The 21,843-nt window shown below is 63.2% G+C and carries 25 protein-coding genes; 14 read left to right on the forward strand and 11 right to left on the reverse strand.

Annotation, left to right across the window (positions count from 1 at the left end):
- Nucleotides 1–67 precede the first annotated feature (67 nt).
- Genes cyoD through RX330_RS27655 form a run of 4 tightly spaced genes read right to left on the reverse strand, consistent with a single transcriptional unit; the run spans nt 68 to nt 3,915 of the window.
- Entirely contained in the window at nt 68–454 is a 387-nt protein-coding gene (gene cyoD / locus RX330_RS27640; protein WP_317240569.1) for a cytochrome o ubiquinol oxidase subunit IV, read from the reverse strand.
- Complete coding sequence (locus RX330_RS27645; RefSeq protein ID WP_317240570.1) at nt 451–1,092, reverse strand: cytochrome (ubi)quinol oxidase subunit III; 642 nt, start codon at nt 1,090–1,092, stop codon at nt 451–453. Before RX330_RS27645 ends, cyoD begins: the two co-directional genes overlap by 4 nt.
- Nucleotides 1,092–3,092, reverse strand: a complete 2,001-nt coding sequence (cyoB, locus tag RX330_RS27650; protein ID WP_317240571.1) for a cytochrome o ubiquinol oxidase subunit I — start codon at nt 3,090–3,092, stop codon at nt 1,092–1,094. Before cyoB ends, RX330_RS27645 begins: the two co-directional genes overlap by 1 nt.
- Nucleotides 3,082–3,915, reverse strand: coding sequence for a cytochrome ubiquinol oxidase subunit II (locus RX330_RS27655; RefSeq protein WP_317240572.1), 834 nt, complete (start codon nt 3,913–3,915; stop codon nt 3,082–3,084). The genes cyoB and RX330_RS27655 overlap by 11 nt, the downstream gene beginning before the upstream one ends.
- Before the next feature lie 256 nt (nt 3,916–4,171).
- Here RX330_RS27655 and RX330_RS27660 point away from each other — a divergent pair, with 256 nt between their 5' ends.
- A complete protein-coding gene (locus RX330_RS27660; RefSeq protein WP_317240573.1) occupies nt 4,172–4,972 on the forward strand; it encodes an SDR family NAD(P)-dependent oxidoreductase in 801 nt (266 codons plus the stop codon).
- Nucleotides 4,973–5,146: 174 nt separating this feature from the next.
- Here RX330_RS27660 and RX330_RS27665 read toward each other — a convergent pair whose 3' ends face one another.
- Nucleotides 5,147–5,506, reverse strand: coding sequence for a hypothetical protein (locus RX330_RS27665; protein WP_212081008.1), 360 nt, complete (start codon nt 5,504–5,506; stop codon nt 5,147–5,149).
- Nucleotides 5,507–5,593: 87 nt separating this feature from the next.
- Between RX330_RS27665 and RX330_RS27670 the strand changes: the two genes are divergently transcribed.
- Genes RX330_RS27670 through RX330_RS27685 form a run of 4 tightly spaced genes read left to right on the forward strand, consistent with a single transcriptional unit; the run spans nt 5,594 to nt 8,431 of the window.
- Nucleotides 5,594–6,592, forward strand: a complete 999-nt coding sequence (locus RX330_RS27670) for an ABC transporter substrate-binding protein (protein ID WP_317240574.1) — start codon at nt 5,594–5,596, stop codon at nt 6,590–6,592.
- A 1-nt stretch (nt 6,593) separates the two neighbouring features.
- Nucleotides 6,594–7,331, forward strand: coding sequence for an ABC transporter permease (locus RX330_RS27675; RefSeq protein ID WP_317240575.1), 738 nt, complete (start codon nt 6,594–6,596; stop codon nt 7,329–7,331).
- On the forward strand, nt 7,321–8,031 hold the full coding sequence (locus RX330_RS27680; protein WP_317240576.1) for an ABC transporter ATP-binding protein: 711 nt from the start codon (nt 7,321–7,323) through the stop codon (nt 8,029–8,031). Before RX330_RS27675 ends, RX330_RS27680 begins: the two co-directional genes overlap by 11 nt.
- A 46-nt stretch (nt 8,032–8,077) precedes the next feature.
- A complete protein-coding gene (locus RX330_RS27685; RefSeq protein ID WP_317240577.1) occupies nt 8,078–8,431 on the forward strand; it encodes a hypothetical protein in 354 nt (117 codons plus the stop codon).
- 28 nt (nt 8,432–8,459) lie between these two features.
- Here the strand turns inward: RX330_RS27685 and RX330_RS27690 are convergent, their stop codons facing one another.
- The 5 genes from RX330_RS27690 to RX330_RS27710 form a co-directional block, all read right to left on the reverse strand.
- Nucleotides 8,460–8,669 (reverse strand): hypothetical protein, encoded by a 210-nt coding sequence (locus RX330_RS27690; protein ID WP_212081003.1) that lies wholly within the window; start codon nt 8,667–8,669, stop codon nt 8,460–8,462.
- A 185-nt stretch (nt 8,670–8,854) separates the two neighbouring features.
- Complete coding sequence (locus RX330_RS27695; protein WP_317240578.1) at nt 8,855–9,757, reverse strand: hypothetical protein; 903 nt, start codon at nt 9,755–9,757, stop codon at nt 8,855–8,857.
- 24 nt (nt 9,758–9,781) lie between these two features.
- Nucleotides 9,782–9,862, reverse strand: a complete 81-nt coding sequence (gene pqqA, locus RX330_RS27700) for a pyrroloquinoline quinone precursor peptide PqqA (RefSeq protein ID WP_008562446.1) — start codon at nt 9,860–9,862, stop codon at nt 9,782–9,784.
- Nucleotides 9,863–10,098: 236 nt separating this feature from the next.
- Nucleotides 10,099–10,428, reverse strand: coding sequence for a hypothetical protein (locus tag RX330_RS27705; protein WP_317240579.1), 330 nt, complete (start codon nt 10,426–10,428; stop codon nt 10,099–10,101).
- 140 nt (nt 10,429–10,568) lie between these two features.
- Nucleotides 10,569–10,961 (reverse strand): calcium-binding protein, encoded by a 393-nt coding sequence (locus tag RX330_RS27710; protein ID WP_317240580.1) that lies wholly within the window; start codon nt 10,959–10,961, stop codon nt 10,569–10,571.
- 330 nt (nt 10,962–11,291) lie between these two features.
- Between RX330_RS27710 and RX330_RS27715 the strand changes: the two genes are divergently transcribed.
- The 5 genes from RX330_RS27715 (at nt 11,292) to RX330_RS27735 (ending at nt 16,036) form a co-directional block, all read left to right on the forward strand.
- The gene (locus RX330_RS27715; protein WP_212080999.1) at nt 11,292–12,956 is read left to right on the forward strand and encodes a methanol/ethanol family PQQ-dependent dehydrogenase; all 1,665 of its coding nucleotides are present in this window, start codon (nt 11,292–11,294) and stop codon (nt 12,954–12,956) included.
- A gap of 11 nt (nt 12,957–12,967) precedes the next feature.
- Nucleotides 12,968–13,324, forward strand: coding sequence for a c-type cytochrome (locus tag RX330_RS27720; RefSeq protein WP_212081841.1), 357 nt, complete (start codon nt 12,968–12,970; stop codon nt 13,322–13,324).
- Nucleotides 13,321–14,250 carry a substrate-binding periplasmic protein gene (locus RX330_RS27725; RefSeq protein WP_317240581.1) on the forward strand — a complete coding sequence of 310 codons (930 nt, stop codon included), beginning with the start codon at nt 13,321–13,323 and terminating at the stop codon, nt 14,248–14,250. The genes RX330_RS27720 and RX330_RS27725 overlap by 4 nt, the downstream gene beginning before the upstream one ends.
- Nucleotides 14,251–14,479: 229 nt before the next feature.
- A complete protein-coding gene (locus tag RX330_RS27730; RefSeq protein WP_317240582.1) occupies nt 14,480–15,481 on the forward strand; it encodes a Bug family tripartite tricarboxylate transporter substrate binding protein in 1,002 nt (333 codons plus the stop codon).
- A 129-nt stretch (nt 15,482–15,610) separates the two neighbouring features.
- The gene (locus tag RX330_RS27735) at nt 15,611–16,036 is read left to right on the forward strand and encodes a hypothetical protein (protein WP_317240583.1); all 426 of its coding nucleotides are present in this window, start codon (nt 15,611–15,613) and stop codon (nt 16,034–16,036) included.
- A 61-nt stretch (nt 16,037–16,097) separates the two neighbouring features.
- Here RX330_RS27735 and RX330_RS27740 read toward each other — a convergent pair whose 3' ends face one another.
- Complete coding sequence (locus RX330_RS27740; protein WP_212080995.1) at nt 16,098–17,066, reverse strand: helix-turn-helix domain-containing protein; 969 nt, start codon at nt 17,064–17,066, stop codon at nt 16,098–16,100.
- Between the two features lie 514 nt (nt 17,067–17,580).
- Here RX330_RS27740 and xoxF5 point away from each other — a divergent pair.
- From xoxF5 to gfa, 4 genes are all read left to right on the forward strand, one after another.
- Nucleotides 17,581–19,389, forward strand: a complete 1,809-nt coding sequence (gene xoxF5, locus RX330_RS27745; RefSeq protein WP_212080994.1) for a lanthanide-dependent methanol dehydrogenase XoxF5 — start codon at nt 17,581–17,583, stop codon at nt 19,387–19,389.
- A 71-nt stretch (nt 19,390–19,460) separates the two neighbouring features.
- Entirely contained in the window at nt 19,461–19,991 is a 531-nt protein-coding gene (locus RX330_RS27750; RefSeq protein WP_249153027.1) for a c-type cytochrome, methanol metabolism-related, read from the forward strand.
- 60 nt (nt 19,992–20,051) lie between these two features.
- Complete coding sequence (locus RX330_RS27755; RefSeq protein ID WP_317240584.1) at nt 20,052–21,161, forward strand: S-(hydroxymethyl)glutathione dehydrogenase/class III alcohol dehydrogenase; 1,110 nt, start codon at nt 20,052–20,054, stop codon at nt 21,159–21,161.
- 34 nt (nt 21,162–21,195) lie between these two features.
- The gene (gfa, locus tag RX330_RS27760; RefSeq protein ID WP_212080992.1) at nt 21,196–21,759 is read left to right on the forward strand and encodes an S-(hydroxymethyl)glutathione synthase; all 564 of its coding nucleotides are present in this window, start codon (nt 21,196–21,198) and stop codon (nt 21,757–21,759) included.
- Nucleotides 21,760–21,843 lie beyond the last annotated feature (84 nt).

Below are 21,843 nucleotides of genomic sequence, written 5' to 3' on the forward strand. Positions count from 1 at the left end.
TGTCATCACAAGCGGCTCTTCTTTTTTGTGCGTCGCTCCAGAACCGAGCCCGTCATGCCCGGGCGCGTCAGTGCACCCGCATGATGTGGTCCATCGGCGCCATGTTGGCATTCAGATTAGCCATGATCCAGACGCTCCCTCCGATCACGAGGAAAACGACGAAAAGGCCGAAGGCGAGCGCCAGCACGTTGTTGGTGTTGTCGGGGCCGGTGGTGATGTGCAGGAAGAACACCAAATGCACCCCCATCTGCGCGATCGCGAGCACGATCAGCGCGACAGGGATGGAGGGTTGCCAGACGAGATCCGTGCCCGCGATGAAGAACGACGTCGCGGTGAGCAGCAACGCCAGGACGAGGCCGACGACATAGCCGAGGATGCGGGTGCCGATGCTGTGCTGCTCTTCCTCGCCTGGCGCGAGGTCATGGTCGGTGCGCACGTGGGTCTGATCGCTCATACGCCACTCCCAAGCAAGTAAACGACGGAGAACACCGCCACCCAGATGATGTCGAGCGCGTGCCAGAACAGCGCAAAGCACAGCATCCGGCGCAGGATGTCGGCTCGAAAGCCCTTTGCGAAGACCTGGGCCATCATGGTGAGCAGCCACAGCACACCGGCGGAAACGTGCAGGCCGTGGCAGCCGACCAGCGAAAAGAACGCAGTCAGGAACGCGCTGCGCGACGGGCCGTAGCCGCGCTCGATGAGATCGGCGAACTCGCGGAACTCGAGGACGAGAAAGATCAACCCGAGCACACAGGTCGCGGTCATGCTGAGATAGAACCAGAACCGGTTGCGCACATCGGCGGCGATGCTGGCCATGCCGCAGGTGAAGCTCGACAAGAGCAGGCAGACCGTCTCGATCGCGACGTTCTTCTGCTCGAATATCTCAGAGCCCTTCGGGCCGCCTGCAGTCTGGCCAGACAGCACGGCATAGGCGGCGAAGAAGCAGGAGAACATCACGATGTCCGAGAGCAGGAATATCCAGAACCCGTAGGCGGTCACGATCCGCTTCGACGCAGGTCCGGGATGCTCGATGACGAGCCCGACATGATGGGGATCGGCATGCGCGTGGCCGGCAGTCGCGGTGAGCGCCATCAGATTGCCCCCGCCATGCTGACGAGGCTGCGCCGCTCCTCGATATTGACGCGGTCTATCGCCGCAACCTGCTCGGCCGGGATGACGTATTCGTCGTGATCCCGCCAGGCGAACACGACGAAGGTCGCCCACGCGCCCAAGCCGCCGAGGATCACCATCCACCAGATGTGCCAGATCAACGCAAAGCCCATGATCGTGGCGAAGAAAGCGCAGACGAAGCCGGTCGGGGAATTCCGGGGCATCTCGATGTCCTGATACTCCGGTCGGTCAGCATCGAGCGATTGCTCTTTGGCACGGGCCTTCATCTCCCAATAGGTGTCCTCGCCTCGCACGTCGGGATTGAACGCGAAATTGAACACCGGCGGCGGCGATGAGGTCGCCCATTCCAGCGAGCGCCCGTCCCAGGGATCGCCGGTACGATCGCGCAAGGCCTCGCGGTTGCGGACGCTGACGACGAGCTGCACGACCTGACAGATCACGCCGATCGTCAGCACCGCCACGCCGACCGCCGCAACGATCATCCAGGGCCGCCACGCAGCGACGTCGTAATGCTGCATCCGCCGCGTCATGCCGAGCAAGCCGACGATGTAGAGCGGCATGAAGGTGATGAAAAAGCCGACGAAAGTGAACCAGAACCCGGCCTTGCCCCAGCGTTCGTCGAGGCGGAAACCGAATGCCTTCGGAAACCAGTATTCGAGGCCGGCGAAGACCCCGAACAGCACGCCGCCGATGATGACGTTGTGGAAATGCGCCACCAGGAACATGCTGTTGTGGAGGATGAAGTCGGCCGGCGGCACCGCGAGCAGCACGCCCGTCAATCCGCCGATGATGAACGTCACCATGAACCCGATTGCCCACAGCATCGGGGTCGCAAAGCGGATGCGGCCGCCATACATCGTGAACAGCCAATTGTAGATCTTCACGCCTGTCGGCACCGCGATGATCATGCTGGCGATGCCGAAGATGGCGTTGACGTTTGGCCCCGCCCCCATCGTGAAGAAGTGATGCAGCCAGACCATGAAGGAGATGACGCAGATCGCCATGGTGGCGAGCACCATCGAGCGATAGCCGAACAGCGCCTTGCCGGAGAAGGTCGAGACCACTTCGGAGAAGATGCCGAAGGCGGGCAGCACGAGGATGTAGACCTCCGGATGCCCCCAGGCCCAGATCAGGTTCATGAACATCATGACGTTGCCGCCGGCCTCGTTGGTGAAGAAATGGAAGCCGAGGTAGCGGTCGAGCAAGAGCATCGCCAACGTGGCAGTGAGGATCGGAAAAGCTGCGACGATGAGAAGGTTCGAGGCCAGCGTGGTCCAGCAGAACATCGGCATGCGCAGATAATTCATGCCCCTGGTGCGCAGCTTCAGCACCGTCGTGACCAGATTGATGCCGGCCACCAGTGTCCCGACGCCGGAGATTTGAAGCGACCAGGCGTAATAGTCGACGCCGACGCCGGGCGAGTAGGACAACTCCGACAGCGGCGGAAAGGCGAGCCAGCCGGTGCGGGCGAACTCGCCGACCACGAGCGAGATATTGACCAGCAGCGCGCCCGTCGCCGTCAGCCAGAAGCCGACCGAATTCAGCGTCGGAAACGCGACGTCGCGCACCCCGAGTTGCAGTGGCACGATCAGGTTCATCAGTCCGATCACGAACGGCATGGCCACGAAGAAGATCATGATGGTGCCGTGCGCCGAGAAGATCTGATTGTAGTGCTCGGGCGGCAGATAGCCCTGCGACTGGTAGGCGACGGCCTGCTGGATCCGCATCATGATGGCGTCGCTGCCGCCGCGCAGCAGCATCACTGAGGCCAGCAGCACATACATGACGCCGATGCGCTTGTGATCGACGCTGGTGATCCATTCGTTCCAGAGGTAGGGCAGATGGCCCTTCACCACGACCCAGGCCAGCACGCCCAGGATTGCGACCAGCACCACCGCGCCTGCGATGAGCGGTATCGGTTGATCGAATGGAATGGCCGACCAATCGAGCTTACCGAGCATCGTGGCCTCCGCTGTGCGGACGGCCGGCATCGGAGATCAACTCCGGCCCTGGCCCCGGTGGAATGTGCTGCGTCGCGATCAGGTCGAACAGGCGCGGGTCTTCGAGACGATAGGTCGGCCTGCCCTTCTCGATGCCCTGCTGCATCAGCTTCTTGTAGCTGTCCTCATTCAGCACGGCGTCAGACTTTGCCGTGGCCGCGACCCAATCGGGAAACGCGAGCGGCGAGACTACGTTGACGTCGAACATCATGTCCGGAAAACCGTCGCCGGAGAAATGCGCCGACAATCCCTGCAGCTTGCCTTCGTTGTCGGCGCGCAGGTTCAGCTTCGTCACCATGCCGTTCATGGTGTAGATCATGCTGCCGAGCTGCGGGATGAAGAACGTGTTCATCACGCTCGATGACGTCAGCTGGAAATTCAGCTCGGCACCGGCCGGCACCGTCAGCGAGTTGACGGTGGCGATGCGCTGATCCGGATAGATGAACAGCCATTTCCAGTCGAGAGAGACAGCCTGGATTCGCACCGGGCTGCCGGTGCCCGGCACGGGCGCGGCGGGATCGAGCTGGTGCGAGCCGATCCAGGCGACGCCGCCGAGCAGGATGACGGTGAGCGCCGGAATAGCCCACACCACCATCTCGATACGGCCGGAATAGACGAAGTCAGGCTGGTAGCGCGCCCTGGTATTGGAAGCGCGAAACCAGAACGCAAAGGCCAAAATCGCGAAAATGGTCGGCACCACGATCACGAGCATGATGAAGACGGAGTCGACCAGGATGGTGCTGTTGGCCGCAGCTACGGGTCCTTGCGGATCGAGCAGATTCATCGGCAAGCTACTGGCGGTTGGGAAGCCCCGGGACACAGCCTAGCGCGGGAAAGGCTCCGCAACAAACGCGGCGACTTCGGAACGGTTCCTGAACCACTGGGGTCGACGACGCACGGCGGACCGGCTGCATTATGCAATTCCACGTGATGTCAATGACATGAACGCAGGAGCGGCGCCCTTCTCGCCGCTGAGGGCCGTTGCTAGTCTGCACGAAATTAATGGGATGAACAGGACGAGAGCCGGGGAGTGAAATGAGATGCGCTTGAAGGACAAGGTCGCGATCGTCGTCGGAGCCGGCCAGAGCCCCGGCGAAGGGATGGGCAACGGCCGCGCCACCGCGCTGACCTTCGCGCGCGAAGGCGCGAGGGTCCTGTGCGTCGATCATCATCTGGAGTCGGCCCAGGAAACGGTTGCGATGATCACGGCAAAGCAAGGAACGGCCGCGACGTTCAAAGCCGATGTGACCAAAGCTGCCGACATCAAGGCAATGGTGGCGGACGCGCAGTCGCGCTGGGGCCGCATCGACGTGCTGCACAACAATGTCGGCGTCAGCCTGTCCGGCGGCGATGCGGAGCTGCTTCAACTGACCGAAGAGGCGTTCGACCGCGTGGTCGCCATCAATCTCAAGAGCTGCATTCTCGCGGCAAAAGAAGTTGTCCCGATCATGCGGACGCAGCGCAGTGGCGCCATCATCAACATCTCTTCGATGGCCGCGATTACGACCTATCCTTACGTCGCCTACAAGGCGACGAAATCGGCGATGATTGCGTTTACCGAACAGCTCGCCTACCAGAACGCCGAGTACGGCATCCGGGCCAACGTCATCCTGCCCGGCCTGATGAATACGCCGATGGCGGTCGATACCCGTGCCCGCGAATGGTCCAAGACCCGCGCCGAGGTCGAAGCCGAACGAGACAGCAAGGTGCCGCTGCGCAAGAAAATGGGCACCGGATGGGATGTCGCCAATGCCGCACTATTCCTGGCGTCGGACGAAGCGGGCTTCATCACCGGCGTGACATTGCCGGTGGACGGCGGGGCGAGCGTGAGGCGGGGGTAGGCGGAGACGAACTCAGTGCCCCTTCCCGTCTCCCCCTTGTGGAAGAAGGTGGCGTGCGCCGAATGAGGGGGCTGGCTCCGCGCGTCCCGATGCGCATGAAGGCGGGAGACGGACCCCTGCCCCCAGTCTGAAAATCAACCGGCGGCGATGCCCTCCACGAGGGACGGTCGCAAACTAGAAACACCTCACCTCAGCCTCCGCCTGCGCCCGCCTCAAATCATTCACCGCCGTGTTCGCCTGCTCCGAGGTGCGGAACTGAACGCCAAGATTGCCGCGGACCTGAGACATGCTGAGCGCGGTCTCCGCGGTAACATAGCGCTCATAAGGGACGATTGAGGCCACCACGTCGATCGAGCAGGAACATTGCTCGATCGACTGCCGGCTCTCGCCATTGGCCTTCATGCAGCCATAAACGTACTCCGCGCGCGCCGACGTGGGATAATCATTGGCTTCCTCGGCCCGCGCCACGCACACCGTCGCCGCCAGCACCGTCAATGCGGCGACAATCGGTCGTAGCTGTCCGGCCAGTTTCATGCGCATCCTCCCGCTGGTTGCGACCAAAGCTATGCTATGCGTATTGTCCTGAAAAGCACTCTGTCAGAGGAAACGGCTCACAAGGTGATGAGAGCACTCGGTGTGACAAGGGCACTTGGTCGAACATTGGCGCTCGCAACGGCGCTGGCGCTGACGCTGGCCGCGCCCGGGCGCGCCGCTGATACCATTCGCCTTGCGGTGCAGAAAACCGGAACATTCTCCTGGGAGCTGGCTGCGATCCGCGCGAACGGTCTCGACAAGGAAGCGGACCTCTCGCTGGAAGTCTCCGAGCTCGCGAGCACCGAGGCCGGCAAGATCGCCATGCGCGCAGGCGGCGCCGACATCATCCTGTCGGACTGGCTGTGGGTGTCGCGCGAGCGGGCGCTCGGCGCCAAGCTCACCTTCTATCCCTATTCCAGCGCGCTTGGCGCGGTGATGGTCCCAGCCTCGTCGCCGATCAAGTCGCTCGCCGACCTGAAGGGGCGCAAGCTCGCGGTTGCCGGCGGAGCCATCGACAAGAGCTGGCTGCTGCTCCAGGCGCGCATGAAGCAGGACGGCATCGACCTGAAGACGGAGGCAACTATCGCCTATGGCGCTCCGCCCTTGATCGCCGCCAAATCCCTGGACGGCGAGATGGATGCAAGCCTCAATTTCTGGAATTTCTGCGCCCAGCTCGAAGCCAAGGGTTTTAGGCGCCTCGCCGGCATCGAGGACATCTTGCCGAAGCTTGGAGCCAAGGGCGCTGTCTCGGCGGTCGGCTATGTCTTTGACGAGCGTTGGGCCGCCAGCCATCGCGAAGCGGTGGCGCGCTTCATCGCCATGACCCGCAAGGCCAAGCAGCTGCTGGTGAGCTCGGATGCGGCCTGGGACAAGATCGCGCCACTGACAGGCACCAGCGATGCCACCCTGCTCAAGACCTATCGCGACCGCTATCGCGACGGCATTCCGCGCCGGAGCATCGAGGACGAAGAAAAGGATGCGCGCGTGCTCTACCGCGTGCTGGCCGAGATCGGCGGCCGCGACCTCGTCGGCCCCGCCGCCGAGCTCGATCCCGGCACCTTCTATCACGCCGTGCCCGGAGACTGAGGTGCTGCGTCTTCTATCGTTCGCCCTGTTCCTCGTGACCTGGTGGATTGCCGCACTGTTCGTCGGTGGCGCAAAGCTGCCCTCCCCGCCGGCCGTGCTCGAGGTGATGATCGCGGAAGCCTCATCGGGCGCGCTGTTCCTGCATCTCGGCGCCACGCTGGCGCGGGTCACGCTCGCCTTCGTGCTGGCGATGTCGCTCGGCAGCGCGATCGGCTATCTGATGGGACGGGTCAGGCTCGCCGACCGGCTCGGCGATCCCTGGCTGATCCTGCTGCTCAACCTGCCTGCGCTGGTCGTGATCGTGCTGGCCTATATCTGGGCCGGACTGACCGAGACCGCCGCAATCGCAGCGATCGCCATCAACAAGCTGCCGACGGCGGTCGTCACCTTGCGCGAGGGCACCCGCGCGCTCGACCGCTCGCTCGACGAGATGGCGAGCGTGTTCGCGATGCCGCGTTGGCGCGCATTCCGCCATGTCGTGTTGCCGCAGCTTGCGCCCTATATCGCCGCCGCGGCCCGCTCCGGACTGTCGCTGGTGTGGAAGATCGTACTGGTCGCCGAGCTGCTTGGGCGTCCGAACGGCGTCGGCTTCGAGATCGGCGTCGCCTTTCAGCTGTTCGACACGCCGCGGCTGCTCGCTTATTCGCTGACATTCGCCGCGGTCGTGCTCGTGATCGAAACCTTGCTGGTGCAGCCGTTCGAAGCCCGCGCAACACGGTGGCGGCCCCGTGCGGCTTGAGGTCGAAATTACCGGCAAGACGTTCAAAAGTGCCGCCGGCGGGATGCACGAGGTGCTGGCGCCGCTCAAATTCGTGCTTAACCCTGGCGAGGTCGGCGTGCTCATTGGCCCCTCGGGCTGCGGCAAGAGCACGATGCTGCGTATCATCCTGGGGCTCGATGGCGATTTCAGGGGCCATGTCGCCCGTCCACCGCAGGCGCGGATCGGAATGGTGTTCCAGGAGCCGCGACTGTTGCCGTGGCGCTCGGTCGAGCAGAATGTGCGGCTGGCGGCGCCAAACGTGACCGAGGCAAAGCTGTCGGAGCTTTTCCGAATTCTCGAGCTGGACGCGCACCGCAGCCACTTTCCCGGCGAGTTGTCGCTTGGCCTTGCCCGGCGCGTCGCGCTCGCCCGCGCCTTTGCAGTCGAGCCCGATCTGCTGGTGCTCGACGAGCCCCTCGCCTCGCTCGACGACGCGCTCGCCGGCCGCTTGCGCGACGAGATCGCAACGCTGGTGGCGAGCCGCCCGGTGATGACGCTGCTCGTCACCCACAGTCTCGACGATGCGATCCGGCTCGGCGACCGCCTGTTCTTCTTGTCGCCGCGCCCCGCGCGCATCGTGCAGGAAGTCCCGATTGCCATTCCGCGCGCGATGCGCAGTGAGGCCGAACTCGGCAGGATCAGGGCGGAGCTCCCAACCTTGCAGCTTGAATCGAAATGAAAACTCGTGGTCAACTGAAGCAAACGTTGTCGAGGGAGGTTCACCAATGCGGCTTAGGCTGATTGCGATCGGCATCCTCTTGGTCGCAGTGCCGGGTGCGGCGCTGGCGCAAGCCAAGGGCAAGGGCATCAGGCTCTGGAACCTGACGACGGAAACGATCTCCGGCTTCCAGCTCTCACCCGCCGGCAAGGCGGACTGGGGCCCGAACCTGTGTTTGAATGACAAGGACAAGGAGGTCGACCACGACGAGCGGCTGCGCATTACCGGCGTCGAGCCGGGCCGCTACGACGCCAAGGTCAGCTATCCCAGCGCGCGGCAGTGCGTCGTTCGCAACATCGAGATCAGGGCGGACGCAGTGTTCTCGATCGCCGACAAGGACCTGAAGGACTGCACCAAATAGGTCAAACGCTCGAACAGGCCGTTGCGCCTTACGCCTTGTCGTTCGGGCGGGGGTATTCGCAGCGCCACCGCACCGCCTGCCACTTCGGGTGTTCTTCGACCCATTGCGCGATATAAGGCGGCGCGGCCATGGCGCATTGCTGCGGCGACCCACTATAGTTGAACATCAGATGCTGCTCCTCGCAGGTCGCGGGCGAGAGCACCGCACACACGGTCACCACCAGGTCAATCGGGTTCATGCCGGGATCCTCTCGCAAGGGCGAACAAGTTTAGCACGAAAGGTTACGTTCCACGGAGGGGGAAGTTTCAGGTCTGGGCGAGCGATTACAGGCCGGGAACTGAACGTGGATGCCTGGCCCTTCGCCGCGGCGAAGCGGCTTCGGCCGTGCAGGCGGGACAGGCCCGGGCATGACGATTTCCCGAGCTAAAAATTCACCCCGAACACCATCCGGGCCTGGTGACGCTCGAAATTGACGAGGTCGAGATTTGCGGATGAACCGGCCGGACGCCCCCAGGCCTGCATGCTCCAGCTCAGGGTAAGCCGTGAGCGCTCGGATAGCTGGAAATAGGCGGTCGGGCCGACGAACAGCGCCTGGCCGGAAAACTCCCCAAGGCCGATGCCTTCATATTGCCGGAAGTAGCGCAGCTCCCCGCCGAGCAGCACATTGGGCCGCAGGCGCACCAGGCCGGCAAACGCCGCCCCGATCGTCGAGCTCTTCTCGGACACTCCGGCCATCTCGAAGCGCGCCCATTCCGGCTGATAGATCAGGTTGAGGGCGCCGATGGCGAAGTTCGGGATGAGCTCGCGGTCGATGGCGAGAGTGAGTTCGGTGCCGTACATCCGCCCTTTCGCACCGCTGGTCTCGTCGATGCGGTCACCATGGAGCTCGGCGGCGATGGTGAGACCGAACGGCGCGCGCTCGCGGTCGAGCAGGCGATAACGCAGGTCGAGCGAAGCGCCCTGGAAGTTGAGCTGGCGGCGGTCGTCGATATCGGGGACGCCGGTGATGTCGTGGAAGCTGGCGGTGCCGCCGACTTCGACGCGAAAGTTCGGCAGCGGCACGACCTCGATCTCGAACTCGTGCTCGAGGGCGCGATATGTGCCGCCCTTGCCGAGGCGGCCAGTCGTCTGGGTCTGGAATTCGCGTTCGCCGGGATTGCCGACATCGGTGCCGATCATGAAGCCGAAGATGTGCTCGGTATCGAAGCCTTCCTCGGCGCTGACGCATACGGGTAAAAGCGCGACCGTACAGGCAGCAATAGTGCAGAAGCTATTGGCTCTCGCGCGCATTCCTGACACTACCACGGCTCCGACGGCGTTTGCCATCGAAGCCGCGGCAGGTCGTCAGTCTTACTTGCGCGAAGCGCAGGCGTACATGTTGATTTCCATGCCGACCGGCACTTCCACGATCTTCGGAGCTTTCCAAGCCATTCGGGGTCTCCCAAGGTATTGAGCGCGACATCGCGCGGCGCAAAACCTAGGGCTGCGTCAATTGCAGTTCAAGCCTCGATTCGGCTGTCGAGCGCGTCTGTGTCGATTCTTCGCGACGGCATTTCTCTCTGGGACAAAGCCAGTTCTCTCTTGGTCAAACACGACCTGCAAGACGCTGCCAAGTGACTGCCTTGTGCGACGCACCGCGTCGAATCGACACCGACGACACTGCGCCGTCAGCAGCCCTTGTCGGCCATCGAGGCGTCCGGCTTCGCACCGTCGGCCCGCTGAGCCGCCGTCGGCTGGCTCTGCATTTGCCGCTGCGCATCTTCGGATGATGCCGGCGTTTCACCGCTCGCGCGATTCATCGTGCTGGTCGGCGGATGCTGGCTGCTGTCGCTCGCCGGGCTGGACGAGTGCGACTGCGCCGAGCCTACGGTGACCGGACCAGAACCGGCATCCTTGTCGGTGCTGGCGCTGCCCGTGTTGCACGGGCCTGCGATGGCAGCGCCGGCGCTCAACATCAGGATCGCGCAGGCGGCAAGAACGGAACGTTTCGTGTTCATCTGCATCTCCTCTTCTCCCGCCGCGCCGCCCCGGCGCCAGGCAGGACATCGCGAAGAGAACAGGCCGAGCTGCCCGATGTTCCGAGTTTCGGAGCGGAAATGCTCGCAAAAGCCACCCGCCCCGTCCTGTTCCGTTGCACTCACTGCAACAATCGCAGCAGCGTTCGGCCCGGGCGCGCGTTCAGCTCCTTCCCATCCAGCGTTCCATCCTTGTCCGGATTGGCCGCATTGAAGCGCTGCTCGACCACCGACAGATATTCGTCGAGCGTCAGCGTCCCATCGCGGTCGGGATCGGCGGCGGCGAGTTGTTTCGCCGTCAATCGTCCGCGCAATTCGCGCGCGTCAAGCGTGCCATCGCGATCGGGATCGAGCTTTGCGAACAATGCGGCACCCGCCTTCTTCACCTCGGCAAGATCGAGCGTGCCGTCATTGTCGGTATCGAACAACTTGACCGCGTTGCCGGAGGCCGACCAAGCCGGACCGGACAACAATGCAATCGTGAGCGCAAGCGCAATCGAGTGGCGCGAAATCATCAAGTCCTCCCAGACAAAGCCCCCCGGTGCAAGCCGGGGCAGCAACGAGATAAATCCCCAAGCGGCTCCCGGTTCAAGTCCGAAATGCAACTTGCGCGCGCTGCAACTCGCGGAAACGGAACGCTCGCCCTGACCAGTTCAATCGGAGGTGCTTCGTGGTGCGGAATTTCCCAGCGTCTCCACGCAAGCGGAGCCGGTTTCCGTGAGGTGACCGACAATCGCATTCAACGATATCGGCACGACATCTGCGACTTTCGTATTGACGCGTTTTGGTTTCCGACGGAGATTTGCTTCCGCAGCGTCAAAAGGCGCGCATATTGGGAGGAACGGATGAAACGCTTTGCGATGGCCGCGAGCCTCGTCATGCTTGCATCGACTTGTGCAAGCGCACAGACCACCGAGCAACTGGTCAAAGGCGCGACCGATACATCGAACGTTCTCAATTACGGGATGGGTTACCATCTGCAGCGCTTCTCGACGCTGAACCAGATCAACAAGGACAGCGTCAAGAACCTTGTCCCGATCTGGAATTACTCTTTCAACGACGATCGCAGCGAGGAATCCCAGCCCATAGTCTATCAGGGCGTGATCTATGTGACCTCGCACAATGCGACCATGGCGGTGGACGCCAAGACCGGCAAGCAGATCTGGAAGAGCAAGATCGAATATCCCGCCGAGACGCCCCGAATCGTCTGCTGCGGCATCATCAATCGCGGCGTCGCAATCCACGAGGGCAAGTTGTTTCGCACGACGCTCGATGCCAACGTGGTTGCGATTGACGCAAAGACAGGCAAGGAGCTGTGGCGTCAGAAGGCCGCCGACATCAAGGAAGGCTATTCGATGACGGTGGCCCCGCTGGTCGCCGATGGCGTCGTCATCACCGGTGTCTCCGGCGCCGAGTTCGGCACCAGGGGCTTCATCGACGGCTGGGATCCGGCGACAGGCAAGCACCTGTGGCGCACCCATTCGATCCCGTCACCGGAAGAGCCCGGCGGCGACACCTGGAAGGGCGACACCTGGAAGCTCGGCGGCGGCTCGACCTGGATCACGGGCTCTTATGACCCCGAGCTGAACACCGTGTATTGGGGCATCGGCAATCCCGGCCCGTTCAATTCAGCGGTGCGCCCGGGCGACAATCTCTACACCTGCTCCGTGCTGGCGATGGACCCCAAGACCGGCAAGATCAAGTGGCACTACCAGTTCTCACCGAACAATCCGTTCGATTACGATGCGGTCGCCGAGATGGTGCTCGCGGATGTGAACGTCGAGGGCAAGCCGACCAAGACGCTGATGAATGCCAACCGCAACGGCTTCTTCTACGTGCTCGACCGCACCAACGGCAAGCTGCTGGCGGCCAACCCTTACGTGAAGGTGAATTGGGCGACCGGCGTCGACATGAAGACGGGCCGTCCGATCGAGACCGACGTCGCCAAGGAGGCGCGCGAGGGCAAGAAGGTGACGGTCTATCCCTCGATCCTCGGCGGCAAGAACTGGGAGCCGATGTCGTTCAATCCGCAGACCGGCCTCGCTTATGCCAACACGCTCAACTTCGGCGGCAAGTACAAGGCCGAGCCCGTCACCTTCAAGCAGGGTGAATGGTATCTCGGCATGGACCTGACCGATCCCTGGGAGTTCGGGGACGGACCGCGCGGTCACCTCAAGGCCATCGACCCGATGACGGGTAAGTCGAAGTGGGAAGCGCCGAGCGACATTCCACGCTTCTCAGGCGTGCTGTCGACCGCGGGCGGCGTTGTGTTCTCGGGCGCCCTGACCGGGGAGTTCGAGGCCTTCGACGCCGACACCGGCAAGAAGCTCTGGCAGTTCCAGACCGGGTCCGGCATCGAGGGCCAGCCGGTGACCTGGCAGCAGGACGGCGTGCAGTATGTCGCGGTGACCAGCGGTTATGGCGGCGTCTACTCACTGTTCTCCGGCGACGAGCGGCTTGCCAAAGTGCCGCCCGGCGGGTCGCTTTGGGTCTTTGCGGTCAAGCAGTAATCCCCGGCATGATGCTGAGAGACATTTTTGACAGGACGGCGGCGACCTTCGCCGCCGCCCTGGTGCTGACGGTCGCGCTTGCGGCGATCGTTCGTGCCGCCGACGAGCCGACCGGCAATCCCATGCAGGCGCAGATCGACCACGGCAAGTCGACCTATGCCGAGAAATGCTCGCACTGCCACGGGCCGAACCTGATGAACTCCGGCACCATCACGCCGGATCTGCGCGCCATCCCCGACGACAGGACGCGCTTCGTCACCACGGTAAAGAACGGCAAGAACAACAAGATGCCGCCCTGGGGCGACATCCTCAGCGACGATCAGATCGGGGATCTCTGGGCCTTCATCTCGAGCCGGAGAAAGCCATGAGGGGCCGGCATATCGCATGGAGTCTCTCGGCTGTTCTGTCGATGATGGCATCGGTCGCTCTTGCGGCCGACGATCCTCTGAAAATCTGCCTCGACGAGGACCGGCCGCCGCTCTCGATGCATCAGCGCGACAAGCCGGATGCCGGCTTCGACGTGCTCCTGGCTCAGGCGATCGCGGAGCGGCTCGGACGGCCGCTGACGATCCAGTGGTTCGAGAGCAAGCTGGACGAGGATGCGAGCCCACAGCTCGAAGCCAACGCGCTGCTCTCCGATGGGCGCTGCTCGCTCGTCGGCGGCTATGCGCTGACCCAGGATTCGCTCGTCGTCCCAGGAATGAAGACGGCGCGCTTGCCGGGTTTCGCCGGGGCCAAACGCGACGATCGCCGGCGCCGCGTCACGCTCGGCGTGCTCGCGCCGAGCCAGCCTTACGTCTATTCGCCGATGACGGTGGTACTCGGGCCGAAGGCAAGCGGCCGCAAGATCGGCGACATCGGCGATCTCGCCGGGCTCCGTCTGGTCGTCGAAAGCGGCTCGCTCGGCGACGCCATCCTGATGACCTTCGAGAAGGGGCGGCTGATCGACAGCATCACCCATCTCGTCCCCGGCCGCGACGATCTCTTGGGCGCGCTCCAGCGCGGCGACCATGACGCGACACTGATTGATCTCGCGCGCTTCGACGCTCATCGCGCCGCACACCCCGACAGTACGCTGAAGGCCTCCGGCTATTACTATCCGATCGGCGCCAATCGCGGCTATGTCGGGCTTGCCGGCGATGGCGCACTGATCGACGCCGTCAACAAGGCGCTGAGCGCCCTCGCGGCCGAGGGCAGGATCGCCGAACTCGGCAGGCAGGCCGGCCTCACCTACCTGCCACCGCGCGAGCCCGCGATTCTGGGCGACGTCTGGACGAAGATCATTCAGCGGTGAGGCTCTCTGGTGCCGGACGCGCAGCAAACACCCTTTTGGCGTTGCGGCGCAGAGCGTGACCCATGCGGTATTGCTCGCAACCGAGGCTGCGCTCTAATGGATTCGGGTCCGCGTGCCGCACCCATCCCGTGAATGACGGATGATGCAGCGAATGCGCCAATCTGTCTCGCCTGAGGCCCGTGGCAGCACCAGCCTGGTGCAGTACCCTGCCCAAAACCGGGAGAGAATCATGTCCACAAAAATCGATCGCCGCCACTTCATCGCCGCCGGAGCCGGCGCATTCGCAATGCCTTTCATCTCGCGCAGCGTCTCTGCGCAAGCTGCATCACAAGGCACATGGCCGGCGCGGCAGATTCGCATGATTTGCAGCTATCCCGCCGGCGGGCAGACCGACCTGCTCGCGCGCGCCTACGGCGAATTCATCTCCAAGCAGGTCGGCAAGCCTGTGGTCGTCGAGAACAAGCCGGGCGCCTCCGGCGCGATCGGCACGGCGGAGGTCGCCCGCGCCGAGCCCGACGGCCACACCATCCTGTGCTCAATCTCGACCACCTACATCATGAACCGGGTGGTGATGAAGAATCCCGGCTACGAGATGGACAAGGACTTGACGCTCGTCAGCGTCATTCCGGGCGCCGGCCTGTTGCTGGTGGCGAACCCGAAGACCGGGGTCAAGACGCTGGAGGATTTCGTCGCATTCGCCCGCAAGAGCGGCAGGGTGAACTTCGGGACCTACAGCGCGGGCTCGGCCCCGCACATGACGATCAACGAACTCAACAAGCAGTACGGCCTCAACATCGAGCCGGTCCATTACCGCGGCGAGGCTCCGATGTGGACGGGGATGCTCGAGGGCACGCTCGATGCCGCGATGGGAAGCTACACCGCAGCACAGTCGGTGCTGCAAAGCGACCGCGGCACCGTGTTCGCGGTGCATTCGAAGAAGGTCAACGCGATCCCTGCCATCAAGACCCTCCCGGAGCAGGGCGCCTCCTCGAAATTCTTCACCGTGAGCGGCTTTTCGGGCTGGGCCTTGCCCAAGGCAACGCCGCAGCCGATCGTCGACCGCCTGGCGGAGCTCTGCGTCGCGGCCAACAACGATCCGAAAGTGAAGGAGGTTCTCACGACCTTCGTGCTCGAGCCCGCGATCGGCTTCAAGGAGACCAACGAACTGTATCAGCGCGAACTGCCGATCTGGATCGAGAGCGCAAAGTCGCTCGGCCTCGAGCCGGCCTGAGTCTCGGGGCGAAGCGTAACGCGCCGCGCCGGCGCCCTTCGAGGTCGCGACTTCCGACCAAAAGCCTAGTGTCGGAAGCGCGTTTTCCCGCTATGATTGCACACCTCTGCGGACAGGAAGGCCGATCGCATGACACCGGATGCAGTCGCCGTCGCCGTTATGATCATCCTGCTGTTTCCGATGAGCTATTTCACGCTGGCCTCGCCCGCTTTCCTGCTGGTGAAGCTCGATATCCAGCCCGTCGCCCAGTTGCTGCGCGGAATGTTCAACGCCCATTTTCTGGTGATGCGCGTCGCCGGCATCATTGGAACCGTGGCGCTCCTCCTCGACGGCCGCCTGCTTGCCGCGCTGGGCGTTGGCATGATCGCTGCCGTGGCGATCTGGGGACGCCGCTGGTTCATGCAAAGAGTGGACGACCAGCTCAGCGCAAGGGAGGCCGGGGATGCCGATGCGCCGCGTCGGTTGCGCCGGCTGCATTGGAGCGGAATGCTGGGGAACGCGGTGGCGCTCGTCGCCCTCGTGGCCGGCATTCCCTATGTCGCCTCGTCCGCGTGAAACGTCGCCGTCCGCGCGACCGGCCCGACGATTGTCGCGTGGAGCATTCGCTGGAAAGCGGCTAGTGTTCGCCCGAACTCGCCGTGCCCTGCTGCGCCTTGTGGATCGAGGACGGCACCACGCCAAAGTATTTCCTGAACACCCGGCTGAAATGCGATGAGCTGGAGAAGCCCCAGGAGAACGCGACGTCGGTGATGGTCTTGCCGGCGTGAGCCTCGAGTTCCTGGCGGCAGTTCTGCAAGCGCGCTTGCCAGATGTAGTCGCTCACCGTGGTGCCACGCTCCGAGAACAGCATGTGCAGATAGCGCTTGGAGCAGCCGAGCTCGGCGGAGATCTGGTCGATGCACAGATCCGGGTCGCGCAGATGCTCGCGGATGAAGAATTGCGCGCGCACATACATCGCTTCGGGGCCGACCCGGTCGAACATCGTGTCCGCTTCGCGCAACGGCAGCAGTAGCAGGTCGATCAGCGAATCAGCGACGCCGACCGCGCTGTTCGCCGACAGCTTGGCCGCCTCGTCGAACGTGGCATGGACGAACTCGTGTGCGATCCGCCCCGTGCCCGTCTTCGACGTCAGCTTGCAGGCGGGCATCCGCTGCGACGGGAATCCGCGGTCGCGCAGCAGCGCCTTCGGCACGATCACCACGTCGTGACGCGTGAAGGCAGGGCTGATGATCGAATGCGGGCAGGAGACGTCATAGGCGATGATATCGCCGGGATTGATTTCGATGTGGCGGCCTTCCTGCTCGAAATAGGACACGCCATAGGTCTGGAAGTGGATCTTGATGTAGGGGTGTTCATTGGCCTTGGCGCGTGCCAGCGTGTGCGCGATGCGATGCTGGCTCACCTCGATCTGGCAGAGCTTCAGGCGCGAGACGCTCGTGTAGTCGATGCGGCCTTCGAGCGAGGACGCCTCCAGCGGGTCGACGTCGAAATGCCCACACAGGCTCGTCAGCCCGTCGATCCAGCTCTGGATCTGGCGCTTCGGCGTCATACCGGTCGTCGAGAGCGTGTGAATGGTGTCGGACATTAATCCAGCCACTGGTTTGATCCGGAGATTCGACGCGAATCGCGACCAGCGCTGCCGGAGCCCTCAGCCATGATTGCGAGACGTTTACCTCGAATTTGAGCGGTCTATTGGCACGAGCGCCATCGTTCCATTGCCACCCTAGAAACGTAATCCTCCGCCTTAGTTGCAGCGCCGTCAAGGGGAACCTGATCGCTGGAAGCGGCCTGGATGCCGCGCGGAAGCCGCTGAATTCGCTACTGCAAAATCAAAATCTTTCCCTCCGTGCGCTGTCGAGCAAACCGGCTTCTCTCTTGGGCAAGTTTCCCGATTGCGAAGTCGTTAGGGATTGCGGCAGGAACAACAAGAACGGGCCGCTCCTGCACGTGGACCCGTGGCTCTCATCAGGAGGAGGAAACAGCACAGCATCGTTTCTGGTCCCAATCGTGACCGCCCTGCACGAGCAGACGCCGGACGAGAAGCCCGGCGATTGAGCATTGCTTCGGAAACAATAAACGAGACCAACGGAGGAATAACTATGCGCAAGGTGCTACTGGCGACCTTTCTTGGCTCAGCGGCGGCTCTCGCCGTCGGGAGCGCCTCAGCCAATGACGAGCTGATCAAGATGTCGCAGAACCCGAAAGACTGGGTAATGCCGGCGGGCGACTACGCCAACACCCGCTATTCCAAGCTCAACCAGATCACCGCACAGAATGTAGGCAAGCTCCAGGTTGCCTGGACCTTCTCCACCGGCGTGCTGCGCGGCCACGAAGGCGGTCCGCTGATCATCGGCAACATCATGTACGTCCATACGCCGTTCCCGAACAAGGTCTACGCTCTTGACCTTTCGCAGGAGAACAAGATCATCTGGAAGTACGAGCCGAAGCAGGATCCGAACGTCATTCCGGTGATGTGCTGCGACACCGTTAACCGTGGCCTGGCCTACGGCGACGGCAAGATCTTCCTGCATCAGGCCGACACCACCCTCGTCGCGCTCGATGCCAAGACTGGTCAGGTTGCATGGTCCGCCAAGAACGGCGATCCCGGCAAAGGCGAGACCGGCACATCGGCAGCGCTGGTCGTAAAGGACAAGGTGCTGGTCGGCATCTCCGGCGGCGAGTTCGGCGTTCAGGCCCATATGACCGCCTACGACATCAAGACCGGCAAGCAGGTCTGGCGCGGATACTCGGGAGGCCCGGATGACCAGATCCTGGTCGACCCCGAGAAGACCACTGCGCTCGGTAAGCCCATCGGCAAGGACTCGAGCCTCAAGACCTGGCAAGGCGATCAGTGGAAGATCGGCGGCGGCGCCACCTGGGGCTGGATCTCCTACGATCCGGAGCTGAACCTTGTCTATTACGGATCGGGCAATCCCTCGACCTGGAATCCCAAGCAGCGTCCTGGTGACAACAAATGGTCAATGACGATCTTCGCGCGCAATCCGGACACCGGAATGGCCAAGTGGGTCTACCAGATGACGCCTCATGACGAATGGGACTATGACGGCGTCAACGAAATGATCCTCTCGGATCAGTCGATCAACGGCCAGCCGCGCAAGCTGCTGACGCATTTCGACCGAAACGGCCTCGCCTACACCATGGACCGCGCGACGGGCGAACTGCTGGTCGCCGAAAAGTACGATCCGAAGGTGAACTGGACCTCTGGCGTCGACATGGACAAGAACTCCCCGACCTACGGCCGTCCGAAGGTGGTCACCCAGTACTCGACGGAAGCTGGCGGAGAGGACAAGAACACGAAGGGCATCTGCCCGGCCGCGCTCGGCACCAAGGACGAGCAGCCGGCGGCCTACTCGCCGGACACGCAGCTGTTCTACGTTCCGACCAACCACGTCTGCATGGACTACGAGCCGTTCAAGGTGAGCTACACCGCGGGCCAGCCCTATGTGGGTGCGACGCTCTCGATGTATCCGCCGCAGGGTGAAACCCACATGGGCAACTTCATCGCCTGGGACGGCAAGACCGGCAAGATCGTCTGGTCGAACAAGGAGCAGTTCTCGGTCTGGTCGGGTGCGCTCGCTACCGCCGGTGGCGTGGTGTTCTACGGCACGCTCGAAGGCTACCTGAAGGCGGTCGACGCCAAGACCGGCAAGGAGCTCTACAAGTTCAAGACTCCCTCCGGCATCATCGGCAACGTCACGACCTATGAGAACGGCGGCAAGCAGTATGTCGCAGTACTCTCCGGCGTCGGCGGCTGGGCCGGCATCGGTCTGGCGGCGGGTCTGACCGATCCGACCGCAGGTCTCGGCGCAGTCGGTGGCTATGCGGCTCTCAGCAACTACACGGCACTCGGCGGTACGCTGACCGTGTTCTCGCTGCCGAACAACTAGGCCCCATCAGCATCGCTCCGGCGCGTGGATTAACTCCACGCGCCGGCTCGTCCCCCCGGGCTCCTTCGAGGATGAATCTCTTGCGTAAAATCTGCTCTGTCATTGCTGCGACGATTCTGGTTGCGTCCGGAGGATTTGCGGTCGCGGACGGTCCGGGCGACCCGACCGCCGTGAAGAAGGAAGACGACGGAAAGTGGCTCGATAAGGAAGGAACACCGACCTACAAGATTTCGGCCGACGGCACCGTGGACTGGTTCACCTATTCCGGATACCGCCGCTATCACTCCGACTGCCATGTCTGCCATGGCCCCGACGGCATGGGCTCGACCTACGCGCCGGCGCTCAAGGATTCCGTCAAGTCGATGAGCTATGGCGACTTCATCGGCGTAATCGCCTCCGGTCGCAAGAACATCTCGACCGCGCAGGAGAACGTCATGCCTGCCTTCGGCGACAACCCGAACGTCGCCTGCTACATGGACGATCTCTACGTCTATCTGCGCGCCCGCTCCACCGAAGCTTGGGGCCGGCAGCGTCCCGCCAAGAAGGAAGACAAGACACCGGAGTACACCAAGGCGGAAGACGCCTGCATGGGCAATAAGTGAACGTTGCCGGGATTGCCGAGACGACGTCCTGGCGTCCTATGAGAATTTGAGGAGCTTACGATGAAGACACGTGCCGCCGTTGCTTTCGAAGCCAAGAAGCCGCTCGAGATCGTCGAGGTCGACCTGGAAGGACCGAAGGCCGGCGAAGTCCTGGTCGAGATCAAGGCAACGGGCATCTGCCATACCGACGCCTATACGCTCGATGGGTTCGACAGCGAGGGAATCTTCCCGTCGATCCTGGGACATGAGGGTGCAGGCATTATCCGCGAGATCGGTCCCGGCGTGAGCTCGGTGAAGCCGGGCGACCACGTCATCCCGCTCTACACGCCGGAATGCCGGCAGTGCAAAAGCTGCCTCAGCCAGAAGACCAATCTCTGCACCGCGATCCGCGCGACGCAAGGCAAGGGCGTGATGCCCGACGGCACCAGCCGCTTTTCCTACAAGGGCAAGCCGGTCTACCACTACATGGGCTGCTCGACCTTCTCGAACTTCACCGTGCTGCCGGAGATCGCGGTCGCCAAGATCCGCGAGGACGCCCCCTTCGACAAGAGCTGCTACATCGGCTGTGGCGTCACCACGGGCGTCGGCGCCGTCGTCAACACCGCGAAGGTCACGCCGGGCTCCAACGTGGTCGTGTTCGGCCTCGGCGGCATCGGCCTCAACGTGATCCAGGGCGCCAAGATGGCCGGCGCCGACAAGATCATCGGCGTCGACATCAACGACGCCAAGGAGGATTGGGGCCGCAGGTTCGGCATGACCGAATTCGTCAACCCCAAGAAGGTCACCGGCGACATCGTCCAGCATCTCGTCGGCCTCACCGACGGCGGTGCCGACTACACTTTCGATTGCACGGGCAACACCACGGTGATGCGCCAGGCGCTGGAAGCCTGCCATCGCGGCTGGGGCACCTCGATCATCATCGGCGTTGCCGAGTCAGGCAAGGAGATCGCCACCCGCCCGTTCCAGCTCGTCACCGGACGCAACTGGCGCGGCACCGCCTTCGGCGGCGCGCGCGGCCGCACCGACGTGCCGAAGATCGTCGACTGGTACATGAACGGAAAGATCCAGATCGATCCGATGATCACCCACGTGCTCAAGCTCGAGGAGATCAACAAGGGCTTTGACCTCATGCACGAGGGCAAATCCATCCGTTCAGTCGTCGTGTTCTAGCTCGAAAGCGTCACCCCCCAAGGAGGATCGACCCATGACTGTTGCACTCCATCCCTCGATCGACAATGGCCTCAAACAGGGCAGCGGCAGCTTCGCCGGCGGCACGCTGGTCTGCAAATGCAAGGACCACCAAGTCAAGGTCGGCATCAAGGGCGATGTCGCGCATAACCACGCCTGCGGCTGCACCAAGTGCTGGAAGCCGCAGGGCGCGACGTTCTCCGTCGTCGCCGTGGTGCCGCGCCAGAACGTCACGGTGCTCGAGAACGGCGACAAGCTCCAGGTTGTCGATGCCTCCGCGGTGATCCAGCGCCACGCGTGCAAGGCATGCGGCACGCACATGTATGGCCGCATCGAGAACACGGGCCATCCGTTCTACGGCCTCGACTTCATCCATCCCGAGCTGTTCCAGGAACAGGGCTCGCAGGCGCCACAATTCGCCGCCTTCGTCTCCTCGGTGATCGAAGCCGGCGTGAAGCCGGAGCAGATGACGGGCATCCGTTCGCGGCTGAAGGAAATCGGGCTCGAGCCCTATGATTGCCTGTCGCCAGCGCTCATGGATGCGATCGCGACCCACGTCGCCAAGGCCAAAGCCGCCTGAGCAAGGCTGCCTGACGTTCGCCGACCCCGTCCGATCGCCGGCCTCGACCAGCGCCAGCGAACCGGACGGGCCCCGGCCCCGGGG

Origin of the sequence: Bradyrhizobium sp. NDS-1, from assembly GCF_032918005.1 — a bacterium.
Classification (GTDB): domain Bacteria; phylum Pseudomonadota; class Alphaproteobacteria; order Rhizobiales; family Xanthobacteraceae; genus Bradyrhizobium; species Bradyrhizobium tunisiense.

Excerpts from the sequence above, each read along its gene's own strand:
- RX330_RS27645 (WP_317240570.1), bottom strand. The coding sequence starts at position 1,092 with ATGGCGCTCACCGCGACTGCCGGCCACGCGCATGCCGATCCCCATCAT.
- RX330_RS27705 (WP_317240579.1), bottom strand. The coding sequence starts at position 10,428 with ATGAACACGAAACGTTCCGTTCTTGCCGCCTGCGCGATCCTGATGTTG.
- RX330_RS27730 (WP_317240582.1), top strand. The coding sequence starts at position 14,480 with ATGTCCACAAAAATCGATCGCCGCCACTTCATCGCCGCCGGAGCCGGC.
- RX330_RS27670 (WP_317240574.1), top strand. The coding sequence starts at position 5,594 with ATGAGAGCACTCGGTGTGACAAGGGCACTTGGTCGAACATTGGCGCTC.
- RX330_RS27685 (WP_317240577.1), top strand. The coding sequence starts at position 8,078 with ATGCGGCTTAGGCTGATTGCGATCGGCATCCTCTTGGTCGCAGTGCCG.
- RX330_RS27690 (WP_212081003.1), bottom strand. The coding sequence starts at position 8,669 with ATGAACCCGATTGACCTGGTGGTGACCGTGTGTGCGGTGCTCTCGCCC.
- RX330_RS27725 (WP_317240581.1), top strand. The coding sequence starts at position 13,321 with ATGAGGGGCCGGCATATCGCATGGAGTCTCTCGGCTGTTCTGTCGATG.
- RX330_RS27735 (WP_317240583.1), top strand. The coding sequence starts at position 15,611 with ATGACACCGGATGCAGTCGCCGTCGCCGTTATGATCATCCTGCTGTTT.
- pqqA (WP_008562446.1), bottom strand. The coding sequence starts at position 9,862 with ATGGCTTGGAAAGCTCCGAAGATCGTGGAAGTGCCGGTCGGCATGGAA.
- RX330_RS27655 (WP_317240572.1), bottom strand. The coding sequence starts at position 3,915 with ATGAATCTGCTCGATCCGCAAGGACCCGTAGCTGCGGCCAACAGCACC.
- RX330_RS27665 (WP_212081008.1), bottom strand. The coding sequence starts at position 5,506 with ATGAAACTGGCCGGACAGCTACGACCGATTGTCGCCGCATTGACGGTG.
- RX330_RS27720 (WP_212081841.1), top strand. The coding sequence starts at position 12,968 with ATGCTGAGAGACATTTTTGACAGGACGGCGGCGACCTTCGCCGCCGCC.
- RX330_RS27750 (WP_249153027.1), top strand. The coding sequence starts at position 19,461 with ATGAATCTCTTGCGTAAAATCTGCTCTGTCATTGCTGCGACGATTCTG.
- RX330_RS27660 (WP_317240573.1), top strand. The coding sequence starts at position 4,172 with ATGCGCTTGAAGGACAAGGTCGCGATCGTCGTCGGAGCCGGCCAGAGC.
- RX330_RS27695 (WP_317240578.1), bottom strand. The coding sequence starts at position 9,757 with ATGGCAAACGCCGTCGGAGCCGTGGTAGTGTCAGGAATGCGCGCGAGA.
- gfa (WP_212080992.1), top strand. The coding sequence starts at position 21,196 with ATGACTGTTGCACTCCATCCCTCGATCGACAATGGCCTCAAACAGGGC.
- RX330_RS27740 (WP_212080995.1), bottom strand. The coding sequence starts at position 17,066 with ATGTCCGACACCATTCACACGCTCTCGACGACCGGTATGACGCCGAAG.
- cyoD (WP_317240569.1), bottom strand. The coding sequence starts at position 454 with ATGAGCGATCAGACCCACGTGCGCACCGACCATGACCTCGCGCCAGGC.
- xoxF5 (WP_212080994.1), top strand. The coding sequence starts at position 17,581 with ATGCGCAAGGTGCTACTGGCGACCTTTCTTGGCTCAGCGGCGGCTCTC.
- cyoB (WP_317240571.1), bottom strand. The coding sequence starts at position 3,092 with ATGCTCGGTAAGCTCGATTGGTCGGCCATTCCATTCGATCAACCGATA.
- RX330_RS27710 (WP_317240580.1), bottom strand. The coding sequence starts at position 10,961 with ATGATTTCGCGCCACTCGATTGCGCTTGCGCTCACGATTGCATTGTTG.
- RX330_RS27755 (WP_317240584.1), top strand. The coding sequence starts at position 20,052 with ATGAAGACACGTGCCGCCGTTGCTTTCGAAGCCAAGAAGCCGCTCGAG.
- RX330_RS27715 (WP_212080999.1), top strand. The coding sequence starts at position 11,292 with ATGAAACGCTTTGCGATGGCCGCGAGCCTCGTCATGCTTGCATCGACT.